Source organism: Mesorhizobium sp. M2A.F.Ca.ET.046.03.2.1 (genome assembly GCF_003952425.1).
Lineage (GTDB): Bacteria > Pseudomonadota > Alphaproteobacteria > Rhizobiales > Rhizobiaceae > Mesorhizobium.
On sequence record NZ_CP034449.1, the window covers coordinates 4,092,575 to 4,104,860 of the forward strand.

At 63.0% G+C, this 12,286-nt stretch carries 10 protein-coding genes; 7 read left to right on the forward strand and 3 right to left on the reverse strand.

All coding sequences use genetic code 11. The annotated features are described in order from the left end of the window. Window positions 1-230 precede the first annotated feature (230 nt). The 6 genes from EJ072_RS19580 to EJ072_RS19605 all read left to right on the forward strand — a co-directional run bounded on the left by EJ072_RS19580 (window position 231) and on the right by EJ072_RS19605 (window position 7,002). Window positions 231-1,055, forward strand: a complete 825-nt coding sequence (locus EJ072_RS19580) for a class I SAM-dependent methyltransferase (RefSeq protein ID WP_245466912.1) — start codon at window positions 231-233, stop codon at window positions 1,053-1,055. Further along, window positions 1,031-1,717 carry a transcriptional regulator BetI gene (gene betI, locus EJ072_RS19585; RefSeq protein ID WP_126080894.1) on the forward strand — a complete coding sequence of 229 codons (687 nt, stop codon included), beginning with the start codon at window positions 1,031-1,033 and terminating at the stop codon, window positions 1,715-1,717. Before EJ072_RS19580 ends, betI begins: the two co-directional genes overlap by 25 nt. A gap of 79 nt (window positions 1,718-1,796) precedes the next feature. Beyond that, a complete protein-coding gene (locus EJ072_RS19590; RefSeq protein WP_126080895.1) occupies window positions 1,797-2,879 on the forward strand; it encodes an ABC transporter substrate-binding protein in 1,083 nt (360 codons plus the stop codon). 326 nt (window positions 2,880-3,205) lie between these two features. Next, complete coding sequence (locus EJ072_RS19595; protein ID WP_126078128.1) at window positions 3,206-4,396, forward strand: integrase core domain-containing protein; 1,191 nt, start codon at window positions 3,206-3,208, stop codon at window positions 4,394-4,396. Window positions 4,397-4,630: 234 nt separating this feature from the next. Further along, window positions 4,631-5,707 carry an extracellular solute-binding protein gene (locus tag EJ072_RS19600; RefSeq protein ID WP_126080896.1) on the forward strand — a complete coding sequence of 359 codons (1,077 nt, stop codon included), beginning with the start codon at window positions 4,631-4,633 and terminating at the stop codon, window positions 5,705-5,707. Beyond that, on the forward strand, window positions 5,704-7,002 hold the full coding sequence (locus EJ072_RS19605) for a flavin monoamine oxidase family protein (RefSeq protein ID WP_126080897.1): 1,299 nt from the start codon (window positions 5,704-5,706) through the stop codon (window positions 7,000-7,002). Before EJ072_RS19600 ends, EJ072_RS19605 begins: the two co-directional genes overlap by 4 nt. Here EJ072_RS19605 and EJ072_RS19610 read toward each other — a convergent pair. Beyond that, on the reverse strand, window positions 6,966-8,039 hold the full coding sequence (locus tag EJ072_RS19610) for an ABC transporter ATP-binding protein (RefSeq protein WP_126083682.1): 1,074 nt from the start codon (window positions 8,037-8,039) through the stop codon (window positions 6,966-6,968). The two genes, EJ072_RS19605 and EJ072_RS19610, sit on opposite strands and share 37 nt — an antisense overlap. Then, entirely contained in the window at window positions 8,036-8,902 is an 867-nt protein-coding gene (locus tag EJ072_RS19615; RefSeq protein ID WP_245466913.1) for an ABC transporter permease, read from the reverse strand. The genes EJ072_RS19610 and EJ072_RS19615 overlap by 4 nt, the downstream gene beginning before the upstream one ends. A gap of 387 nt (window positions 8,903-9,289) precedes the next feature. Here EJ072_RS19615 and EJ072_RS19620 point away from each other — a divergent pair, with 387 nt between their 5' ends. Next, on the forward strand, window positions 9,290-10,708 hold the full coding sequence (locus tag EJ072_RS19620) for an aminotransferase (RefSeq protein WP_126080898.1): 1,419 nt from the start codon (window positions 9,290-9,292) through the stop codon (window positions 10,706-10,708). Between the two features lie 40 nt (window positions 10,709-10,748). Here the strand turns inward: EJ072_RS19620 and EJ072_RS19625 are convergent, their stop codons facing one another. Further along, the gene (locus tag EJ072_RS19625; protein WP_126080899.1) at window positions 10,749-11,951 is read right to left on the reverse strand and encodes an aromatic ring-hydroxylating dioxygenase subunit alpha; all 1,203 of its coding nucleotides are present in this window, start codon (window positions 11,949-11,951) and stop codon (window positions 10,749-10,751) included. Window positions 11,952-12,286 lie beyond the last annotated feature (335 nt).

Genomic DNA, 12,286 nt, shown 5'->3' on the forward strand with positions numbered 1-12,286 from the left:
GCCCTATCTTCCTGTTTTTGCGCAACTCCTGACGGAAAACCGCTTCACGCTTTTCCTGGAATTGCCCGTGCCTTTGTTCCCCGATTGCCCGAATTTGGCACGGTTCACGGTTTTTTGTCCAGCCATCTTGAATGAATGTTCAACAAATGATGTTGCGTTTTCCTGTTGATGCGCTAGGCTTTGGCAGCATTCTGGACTGATCCACATCGGCATTTGGGGTTGAAGATCCGATGATCGAAACGGCTGACGCCGAGCCGGAATATGACGACACCGCCATTCGCTTTCTCGAAGCGTTGTGGGGCGAGGGCTACCTTTCGCCGGGCGGCCCCGAAGAGGTCGACCGCGTCATCGAAGGCCTGTCGCTCAAGGGCAAGACGATCGCCGATATCGGCTGCGGAGCCGGCGGCATCACGCTGCATCTGGTGGCAAAGCACGGCGCGGCTCGCGCCACCGGCTTCGACGTCGAGAAGCCGGTGATCCAGGCGGCAAGGCGAGGGGCGATAAGGCAGGGCCTGGAGGACCGCGTCAGCTTCGTCCAGGCGCCGCCGGGGCCGCTGCCTTTCGCCGACGCCTGCTTCGACCTCGTCTTCTCCAAGGACGCGCTTTTGCATGTGCCGGACAGGGACGCGCTGTTCGCTGAAGTCTCCCGCGTGCTGAAGCCGGGCGGGGTCTTCGCGGCGTCGAACTGGATGATCGGGCATGACGGCGAGCCGTCGCCTCAGATGAAGACCTATATAGCGGCCGAAGGGCTGTCCTTCGCCATGGCCTCGCCGGCGCGCTACGCCGAAGCGATGCGGCGCGCCGGCTTCACCGACATCACCATCCGCGACCGAAATCCATGGTACCGCGAGGTCGCCGCGAAGAGCTTTCGCGGCTCAAGGGGCCGCTCTACGCGCAGGCCGCGGCAGCGGTCGGCGCGGCCTATGTCGACAAGAACATCAAGACCTGGGAGGCGATGCAGAAGGTGCTTGACAGTGGCGAGCACCGCCCCACTCATCTGCGCGGTTGGAAGCCGGTTGGATAGCCGGCGATGCTGGAGACCGTCACCCATATGAAGACCGCAGAGGCTACCGACAACGACACTCAATCGGCACCCAAAGGCGATGCCGAAAAGCGCGGCCGCAAGGCCTCGAAAGAGGTCCGGCAGCTGCAGCTGATCGAGGCGACGATCGATTCGCTGGCCAAGCGCGGTTACGCCGAAACGACGATGGCCGACGTGGCCGACGGCGCGGGCCTGTCGCGGGGCATCGTCAACTTCCATTTCGAGAGCAAGGAAAAGCTGCTCATCGCCACGCTGCAGCACATGTATGACGAGTATTCGGCGCATTGGCGCACCGCCCTCCAGAAGGCGGGCGACGATCCGGCGAGACAGCTGCAGCAGCTGGTGTGGGCCGATTTCGACCGCTCGATCTGCAACAAGCGCAAGCTTGCCGCCTGGCTCGCCTTCTGGGGCGAGGCCAAGTCGCGGCCGACCTACCAGGCGCTGAGCAGCTCGCGCGACGCCTATTACCAGCAGGTCTTCATCGATCTCTGCACGACGCTGAAGGAGAGCGGCGGCTACGCCTATGACCCTCAGGCCATCGCGCTCGCGCTCAGCGCCATGCTCGAGGGCCTGTGGCTGCGGCTGATGATGGGGACGGAGGACACCACGCGAGAGACGGCGTTGCAGGCGGCAAACGCGTTTTTGGCCGCCGCCTTCCCCAAACATTTTGGCTAGCGAGAACTGGGGCTAGCAAAAACCGGGGTTAGCAACAGCCGGCCAAACAAGACCGGCAAACCAAAGAGGATGGAACAGCATGAAGAAACTCAGCCGACGCCTGACACTGACCCTGGCGCTTGGCGGCGCGCTCGCGGCTTCGGCGGCGGCGTTCGCCGTTGCCGCCGACAAGGACCTGATCGTGTTCGACTGGTCCGGCTACGAGGATCCGAGCTTCCACGGCAAATATGTCGAGAAGAACGGCGACTCGCCGATCTTCGCCTTCTTCGGCGACGAGGACGAGGCCTTCGAAAAGATCCGCTCCGGCTTCAAGTCCGATCTCGGCCATCCCTGCTCGCAAAGCGTGGTGAAGTGGCGCGAAGCCGGGCTCTTGCAGCCGCTCGACACCTCGAAGATCACTGGCTGGAAGGACCTCAATCCCGGCATCATGGCGATGAAGGACCTCGCCACCACGCCCGACGGCAAGGCCTGGTTCATGCCTTGGGACTGGGGCGATACCCAGCTCACCTACAATTCCGACAAGATCGCCGAAAAGGACGTGCAGTCGCTGAAGGTGTTCGCCGATCCGAAATACAAGGGCAGGGTCTCGATCGGCGACAATGTCGATGACGCCTATGCGCTGGCCAGCCTCGCCATCGGGCTCAAGGACTGGACCAAGATGACGGACGAGCAGTTCAGCCAAGCGTCGGACTTCCTGCGCCAGGTGCACAAGAACGTCCGCTCCTACTGGACCGACACCACTGACATCGTGCAGCTGCTCTCGGGCAGCGAGGTCGATCTCGCCTGGGCCTGGAACGACGCCACCGTGCAGTCGGCCGCCGCCGGCGTGCCGATCAAATCCAAGAAGGACACCGACGAGGGCATCTCGACCTGGGTGTGCGGCTACGTGCTGTTCAAGGACGCGCCAGGCAACATCGACAAGGCCTACGACTATCTCAACGCCGTCAACGATCCGGAAGTCGCCAAGACGTTGGTGAAGGACTGGGGCTACGGCCAGGCCAATGCCAAGGGCATGGCGGGCGTCGACCCGGCGGTGCTGAAGGAAAAGGGCTACGACAACGTCGAAAAGTGGGTCGACAAGACGCTGTTCCAGCAGCCGCTGCCCTCGGAACTCAAGCTCAAGATGATCGCCGAATTCGAGAAGATCAAAGCCGGCTATTGAATGCTGCTTTCGTGGCCCCGGTTTTTTCCTAGAACCGAACCAGGGCAATCGCTTAGGTTCAAATTTGCCCATAGCTTTTCGAACGTTGGCGCCGCCCCTCACCTGCCTGCCGGCATCCCCTCCCCGTATAGTGACGGGGAGAGGGGCGCTCCCATCGATGGTTTCGCCAATTTCGAACGTTGCAAGTAAGGCGCCGAGGTTGCGGCCAGCCCCTTCTCCCCGTCACTATACGGGGAGAAGTGCCCGGTGTCCGAACCGGATAGATAGGTAACAGAATGGACCGATTAGATGGGTGACAGTTTTCTTGCCAGCCGGGAGGACCGGCGATGGTTTGGCGAGAGACTGGCATCATGGATGAGCGGCTTCGTTTTGTTGTTGAATGCCTAGCTGGCGAGGAGACGATGACGCAGCTTTGCGCGGCCTTCGAGATCTCACGCAAGACCGGCTACAAATGGCTTGGGCGTTACCGGGAGACCGGGCCGGAAGGCCTGCACGACCGGCCGCGGGCGCCGCTCGATCACGGCCGAGCAACGGCAGCCGAGCTGGTGGAGCGGATCGTGGCGGAGAAGGAAGCGCATCCGCTGTGGGGGCCGAAGAAGATCATGGCGCGGCTGAAGCGGGCGGAGCCCAGTTGTGGCTGGCCGGCAGTCTCGACAGCTGGCGAGATCCTGAAGCGGCATGGTCTTGTGGGACGCCGGCGCCGGCGCTGGCGGGCTGTGGGCAATGGGCCATGGCCGGAGCCTGCGGCGCCGAATGCGGTGTGGACGGTAGACCACAAGGGCTGGTTCCGGACCCGTGACGGCTGGCGCTGCGAGCCATTGACGGTGATGGATGCATTGAGCCGCTACCTGCTGGGGCTCGAGGCGACGGGCTCGACGGCCGACGAGGAGGCGTGGCCGGTGTTTGAGCGATTGTTTGAGGAAAACGGTCTGCCGGATCGCATTCGAAGCGACAATGGCCCACCCTTTGCGTCGGCCGGCGTCACAGGGCTGACGCCGCTGGCAGTGCGCTTCATTAAGCTCGGCATCGCCCTGGAGCGCATCCAGCCAGGCAAGCCGCAGCAGAACGGGCGCCATGAGCGTTTCCATCTGACCATGCTGCCGATGGCCGATGCACCGAAGGCTGACAAAGCGGCTCAAGCCAGGGCCTTCGAGAACTTCCGGCGCAGCTACAATGAGGAGCGTCCGCACGAGGCGCTGGGCATGGACACCCCGGCACAGCATTACCGCCCCTCGACCCGACCGATGCCGAAGACAGCCCCTGAACCCGATTATCCGACCGAGGCAGCGGTGCGCGGCGTGCGCCAGAACGGCGCGGTCAAATGGCGGGGCACCGAGATCTATGTCTCGGCCACGTTGGCCGGCGAACCGATTGCCATTGAAGAGACCGAGGATGGCGAGTGGACGATGCGCTTCCACACCCATCCGCTCGGCTTCATCGATGAGAAGCACATGAAACTGGTTCGCCGCAGCGCCGCGCCAAGCCGACCGCTTGGCGCTGCGGCGACCGCATCATAGGGAGAGAAAACTGTTACCTATGTATCCGGTTCAAAGTGTTACCCATCTATCCGCTGGACACCGGCAGGGCGATGAGGGGCAGCGCTGAGTTCGAAAATTATCGGATTTGATCACAAGTTGGAGGCTGTCATCGGTTCGAAGCTATTGGTTGGACGCGACCCAGGCGGGCTCGCCAAAGCTTCTGAATTCTCCTAACTTCCGTCACTCGTCCGCGATGGGGGAGTTTTTCGCGCCATGAAGACCATGCTTCGCCGCCTTGCCTTGGCCGCCCTCGTCACAGTCGGCGCGGGCACTGCCTATGCGCTTGCGGAAGGCGGCGGCGACCTCGTCGTCTTCGATTGGTCCGGTTACGAGGACCCGCTGCTGCATCCGGCCTACACAGCCAAATACAATGCCGAGCCGACCTTCTTCTTCTTCGGCGACGAGGACGAGGCCTTCGAGAAGATGCGCGCCGGCTTCAAGGCCGATATCGCGCATCCCTGCTCGCAAAGCGTGGTGAAGTGGCGCGAGGCGGGATTGCTGCAGCCGCTCGACACTTCGAAGATCGCCGGCTGGAAAGATCTCAATCCCGGCATCATGGCGATGAAGGATCTGGCCACCACCGCCGACGGCAAGGCCTGGTTCATGCCGCTCGACTGGGGCAACACCTCACTGTTCTACCGCACCGACAAGGTGACGGCGGACGAGGCGCAATCGCTGAAGATCTTCGCCGATCCGAAGTTCAAGGGCCGCGTCACCATCGGTGACAATGTCGACGACGCCTATGCGCTGGCGAGCCTGGTCATCAGCCTGAAGGACTGGACCAAGATGACGGACGAGCAGTTCAGCGAGGCCTCCGCCTTCCTGCGCGACGTGCACAAGAATGTCCGCTTCTACTGGACCGACGACACCGATCTCAACCAGGCCTTCACGGGCAATGAGGTCGACCTGGTCTGGGGTTGGAATGAGACCTATGTGACGCTGAAAGGCCAGGGGATGCCGATCGCCATGAACCGTGACACCAAGGAAGGCATTTCGACCTGGGTGTGCGGCTATGTGCTGCTCAAGGATGCACCGGGCAAGCTCGACCAGGCCTATGATTTGCTGAGCGCGGTCAACGCGCCGGGCGTTTCGGAGTATATGGTGAAGACCTTCGGCTACGGTCACGGCAACAGCGCGGGCATGGCAGCGATGGACCAGAAGCTGCTCACCGAGCGCGGCTTCGACAATCTCGACAAGTTCCTCGACAAGACGCTGTTCCAGCAGCCGGTGGCGCCGGACCTCAAGCAGCGCATGGTCGCCGAATTCGAGAAGATCAAGGCCGGCTATTGAAGAGCATCATTGAAAGAACCGACGTCGTCATCGTCGGCGCCGGTTTCACCGGCTTATGCGCCGCGCTCGAGCTGAACCGGGCGGGTATCGATTTCCTTGTCCTTGAAGCACGCGATCGTGTCGGCGGCAGGGTGGAGGCTGTCCGCAACGGACTCGGCGAGCTGATCGACAGCGGCGGGCAGTTCCTATGCCAGGACATGCCCGAGCTGATGGCGCTGGCCAAGGCGCGGGGCAAGAGCTTCGTCGAGACCTATATCGAAGGCGAGTTCATCACCCATCCGTCGATGTCGGTCGAGGAAGCCGAGCGGACCTATCAGGTCGCGATGGCGATCCGCGAGCGCATGAACAGGATCGAGCCGGACGATGCCTCGATCGCCGGACTGACCGTGGCGACATGGCTCGAGCGCCAGAAGGACACGGCCGACGCTAAGGCGGCCTTCCGTTCGATGATCGAGGGCCTGTGGTGCCTGGCGCTGGACAAAGTGCCGCTCTGGTATCTGATCGACAATGATCGCCGCATCACCAACGAGGTGTTCGAGCTGCAGTATTTTCTGGGCGACACCATGCAATCGCTGGCTGAGGATCTGGCCGCCGAGCTCGGCGACCGGCTGCGCCTGAACCAGGCGGCGACGCGTGTCGAGCGCGCCCCGCAAGGCATTCGCATCAGCACCGGCGCGGCCACGATCGAAGCGCGCGAGGTTCTGATCGCGCTGCCGCCGGCGACGGCCGCCAAGCTCGACTTCGCGCCGGCTTTGCCGGCGGAACTGGCAAGCGCGCTCGGCGTCTGGGAAAGCGGCGCGGTGATCAAGATCCTGGTGCGCTACGCAAAGCCGTTCTGGCGCGAGCGGGGCCTGTGCGGCATGGTCATGTGGCGCGACCAGCCCGGGCTGTTTGCCTGCGACGCCAGCAAGGATGCCGACCATGCCGCGCTCGTGGTGTTTGTCGGTGGGCCACTGGCGCTGCGCTGGCATCCGCTCGGCGAGGCGGCGCTGCAGGCGGAAATCACCGCCAGACTTGTCCAGGCGCTCGGCCCGCAGGCCGCCGACATAGTCGATTTCAGCGCGCGTGACTGGGCGCATGACCGCTGGAGCGGCGGGGCCTATAGCGATCTCGTCATCGATGTGACGGCGCGCGATGCCGAACGCGTGATCCTCGCCGGCGCGCCGCCGGTCTATTTCGCCGCTTCTGAGGTCTCGCCGTCTTTCCCGGGTTATGTCGAGGGCGCGATCGTCGCCGGGCGCATCGCTGCCGCAAAGATTCAGTCGGCCATCGCCACCAAGGCCTCGGGGTCGTAGGCGAGGCGAATCGGGGCGCCGACCGGAATATCGTCGGCGCCGAAATCATTGGTCTCGGTCACCGAGAGCGGTTTTTCGAGCCCCGGTATCTCGACGATCAAATGGGTGATCTCGCCGAAATAATGCCGCTCGATGACCTTGCCGGCGACCTCGAATTTTGCCGACGCATTGTCCCACAGAACGCGCAGGCGTTCGGGCCGGATGCCGAGCGTCGCCGCGCCGCCGTTGCGCATGAAAGCCTTCGGCTTGTCGGTCCTGACGCGGCCGAAGCCCAGCGTGTCCAGCACCAGCGAAGCGCCGTTCTCCTCGACGATCTCGGCCTTGACGAAGTTCATGCCGCCTAGGAAGTCGGCGACCTGGCGGTTGACCGGGCGCTGGTAGATCTCCTTCGGCGAGGCGACCTGCGCGATGCGGCCGCCGAACATCACGGCGATGCGGTCAGACATAGCCAAGGCCTCGTACTGGTCGTGAGTGACCAACACGAAGGTGATGCCGACCGCCTGCTGCAGGCGGCGCAATTCGACCTGCATCTGCTCGCGCAGCTTCTTGTCGAGGGCCGAGAGCGGTTCGTCGAGCAGCAGCACCTTCGGCTGCATGACCAGCGCCCGGGCCAAAGCCACGCGCTGGCGCTGGCCGCCGGAAAGCTCGGTGGCGCGGCGCTTGCCGAGGCCGGTGAGCGAGACCTGGGCCAGCGCCTCCTCGACGCGGCGTTCTTCTTCGCCGCCCCGCAGCTTCAGCCGCTTCAGCCCGTAGGCGACGTTCTGCTCGACATTGAGATGTGGGAAGATCGCATAGCTCTGGAAGACCATGTTGGTGGGCCGCCGGTTGGCGGGAATGCCGTCCATCGGCTGGCCGTCGACGGCGATCGAGCCGCTGCTCGGCGTGTCGAAACCGGCGATCATGCGCAATAGCGTGGTCTTGCCGCAGCCTGAGGGCCCGAGCAGCGAAAAGAACTCACCTTCGCGGATCGCCAGGGAGGCGTTGTCCAGCGCCTTGAACGATCCGTAGCTGCGGGTGACGTCGCGGATGTCGATCATGGTGCGGTGGGATTGGATGCGCTCGGACTGGACCCGCTCAAGCATGGAGGCCTCCCTCGTTCTGGGTGCGTCTCGCCGCGCGGCGGCGCAGGATTTCGGCAATTGTCATCAGCGCGAAGGACGTTCGGCGTGACATAGTCGCCGACGGTCGGGATCATCACGATCAGCGCCGCCGAGATGACGCCGGGCGCCGACAGCGGCAGGGTGACGCGCAGGAAGGAGCGCAGCGGCCCGTCGCCGAGATCGGTCGCCGCTTCGAGCGTGCGGTCGACCTTCTCCAGCGAAACGAAGATCGGCAGGATGGCGAAGGTCGCCCAGGCATGGGTGAGCGTGATGATGACGGCGGTGGAATTGTAGAGCAGCGCGTCCGACGGCTCGCTGATGATGCCAAGGCCCATCAGGCCGGAATTCAACACGCCATTGTAGCCAAGGATCACCTTCCACGACATCACGCGCAGCAGGTAGCTCGTCCAGAACGGGATGGTGATGAGGAACAGCCACAGGCTTTTGTGGCGGCCGCCATGGAAGGAAATGAAATAGGCGATCGGGTAGGCGAGCGCCACCGTCAACAGGCTGACCGTCAGCGAGATGTAGAGCGAGCGCCAGAGCAGGTCGCGGTAGATCGGCTCGGTCAGCGCGATCCGGTAGTTCTCCAGGGTGAAGGTGTGGTCGATGGTGAGATAGTTCTGCGTCCAGAAGGAATGGGCGATAACGACCAGGATCGGCAGGACGAGAAGAATAAGGGCGTAGACAAAGGTGGGACTGATCAGGGCAAAGCCCTGGACGGCTTCCGACTGCAGAAGGGGATTTCGTCTGGCCCCCGCCATGCGCAACGGGGGCGACCCTTCCGCGGCAACCGTCATTGCAGCGCTCCGGGCGTGATTTCGGTAGCTGGCTCGGACTGTCCCGCCATTCGGCCTTCCCATTCGCTAGGATAACGTTCCGCTAGATCGTTATCCTGGCCTAACTCCTCGTTGAGCATGATCTTATCCGAAAACCGGTTCCCACTTTTCGGGATCATGCCTTGGCGCCGGCCGCCTGTTCCCGATTTATGCTTGGAGCGCGATCGCTCCTAGCTTGCCAGCTTTCTTTCATCATGAGCGCATCCGCCGATTGAAATCAAGCGCTATTTCTGCGATATTGATTGAACGGATATTCAAAATATAGCGACAGAAAGCCGAGTTTCCATGGTCTTCCGCGTCGTTCGATGTTCGGTAAGAATTCGGCAACTCTGGCGATGCGAGGCGAAGATGGCGGCTCAAAGCAAGATCAAGGCAAGCGAACTGATCGGGCCTGGCGATGACGATGCGGTCGAGCTTGCCAAGCGCCATCTCGTCCAGCCCTGGCCCTATGCCGGCTCGGTCGGCGCCGAGGCGCGCACGCTGATCGGCGAGGGCGACGGCATCTACATCACCGACGCCTCCGGCAAGCGGCTGATCGACGGCCCGGCCGGCATGTGGTGCATCAATGTCGGGCACCGCCGCGAGGAGCTGGCCAAGGTCATGTACGACCAGGCGATGGCGCTCTCCTACAACACCCCGTGGTACACTATGAACGCGCCATCGGCTGAGCTTGCCCGCCGCATCGCCGATGCGGCGCCCGGCGACCTCAGCCACACCTTCTTCACCACCGGCGGATCATCGGCGGTGGAGACGGCGCTGCGCTTCATGCAGTTCTGCAACAATGTGCGCGGACGGCCGGAGAAGAAGCTGATCCTCAGCCGTGGCGGCGCCTATCACGGTTCGACCTATCTCTCGGCCTCGCTCAACGGTCGTCCGCGCGATCACGACTGGATGGACGGCGCAAGCGATCTGGTGATCAAGCTTTCCTCGCCCGATCCGTTCCGCCGGCCCAAAGGCATGAGCGTTGCCGCCTTCACCGACTTCCTGGTTGATCAGTTCCGCGACACGATCGCGCGCGTCGGCGCCGACCGCATCGGCGCTTTTGTCGGCGAGCCGGTGCAGGCCTCGGGCGGCGTCGTCGTGCCGCCGGACGGGTATCTGAAGCGCATCCGCCAGATCTGCCGCGAGAACGATATCCTCTATGTCTCGGACGAGGTGGTGACCGGCTTCGGCCGGCTCGGCCATGTCTTCGCCTCCGGCGATGTGTTCGGCATCGATCCGGACATGATCACCTTCGCCAAGGGGATCACGTCGGGCTATTTCCCGCTCGGCGGCGTCATCATGTCCGAGCGGCTGCTGGAAGAGCTGCGCCGCTCCAACCATCCCGACGCATTGTTCGGTCATGGCCTCACCTACACGAGCCATCCGATCGGCTGCGCGGTGGCGCTGAAGAATCTCGACCTGCTGGAAGAGGGCGTGCTTCAGCACACCCGCGAGATCGCGCCCTATTTCCAGGCGCAGTTGAAGACGCTTGAAGAGCTGCCGCTGGTCGGCGAGGTGCGCGGCGTCGGCCTCATGGCTTGCGTCGAATGCGTGGCCGATCGCGAAAGCAAGGATCCGCTGCAACTCGACAAGAATGTCGGCAAACGCATCGACGCGCATTGCCACGAGCTCGGCCTTCTGGTGCGGCCGCTGATCAACATGTGCGTGATGTCGCCGCCGCTGATCATCACCAGGGAGCAGGTCGACGACATGGTGGCGATCCTGCGCGAAGGGATTTCGCGGACTATGGATGATTTGCGGAAGGAAGGCGTCTGGCGGGGGTAAAGTCTTTCCTTCTCCCCGCTTTACGGGGAGAAGGAAGAGCTCATCCCCTCGACCGCAGCGCGTCGTTCAGTCCCCACATGTCCTTTTCCTCGGGCGCCGTCTCCAGGTTCAGCACCGGGACCTGCCTGCGCAGATGGTCGTGGTGGGTGCGCACGCCGTACTCCAAATCCGACAAGTAGAAGCCTTCAAAAGCCTCCGACAGCATGGATTCGTTCGACCACACCGAAAGCTGCACGTCCTCGTTCATGGTGTCGCGGTCGATGCGGTACGCAAGGTAGCGCGCCGCCGCCTGTTCGCGGGTCTCGTCCTTGTGGCGGTAGATGGCGCCGCGCAGCAGCGTCTCGCCGGTCGACAGCGGGAACTCCTGATAGAATTGGACGGATTCCGGCATGATCGACAGCGCGTTGTTGGGGAAGATGCCGTAATAGATCCAGGCCTTGCGCAGATGCTCCGGCAGATGCGTGGCCTCGGGCGCGAGCTTGATGTATTCGCGCACGCTCCAGCGCCGGCCGGCATGTGGATTGTAGGTGGCGAAGGAGCGCGACACGCCATTGATGAAAGGCTCGTCGAAATAGGTGGCGCCGTAGAGGTCCTGCAGCGCCGGATGCGCCATGGCGACGTGATAGCCTTCATTGTCGACGTCGCGCACCGACTTCCAGTTGACCGGCGATTTCTGGGTCCAGATGCCCCAGGACGGCACCATGTCGGCGACGTTGTAATGCGCCATCTCGGCTTCGATCGGCTTGAGCAGCTCGGCCACCGAGGGCTGCGGGCCGCCCTTGCGGAAGCGGATGAAGATGAACCCCATCCAGATTTCGAGGTCGAGCGGCATCAGGCCGAACTCGGTCTTGTCGAGCTCGGGGAAGGAGCGCGGACGGGCAGCGCCGCGCAGCGTGCCGTCGAGATTGTAGACCCAGCCGTGGAACGGGCAGACCAGCGCGTTCTTGCAGCTGCCCTGGCTGTCGGCTACGACGCGGCTGCCGCGGTGGCGGCACATGTTGTTGAAGGCGCGCACGACGCCGTCCTTGCCGCGCACGATCAGCGCGCGTTCGCCGATGACGTCCATGGTCAAATAGTCGCCCGGTTTCGGCACGTCGGAGACATGGCCGGCGATCTGCCAGTGATTGCGAAAGACATATTCCTTCTCGAGCTCGAGAAGGGCGTTGGAATGGTAGCTCCACCCCGGCAAACCCCGCCGGTCCCAATCGTTGGGGATCGCCACGTCACGGAGGTGCGGGTTCATCGGAATGCTCTTCTTTTTGTTGAATACTCATTCAATATAGACATATTTTCCATTGAAATGCAACGGCTTGTAGGAATATGGAAATGCCAAGGCTGTAAGTTCGACCTCGTCTGGGCCGGAAAAATCCCGTAGAATCCGGGCCTTAATCGAGGAAGCGGAACGGCGGTTGCGAGCGCCGGTGCCCGCGTCGGAAAGGGCATGTTTCGATTGATGCCGAGCTGCGGCAGACGACAGCGACGCGCTCGATACAAGCATTGCTGTGTGAGGCTGTTTACAGTCGGGCAGGCGCGACAGGCGCATAGCTGCGCCAACCAGCTTCGATAGTCGGTCGAATG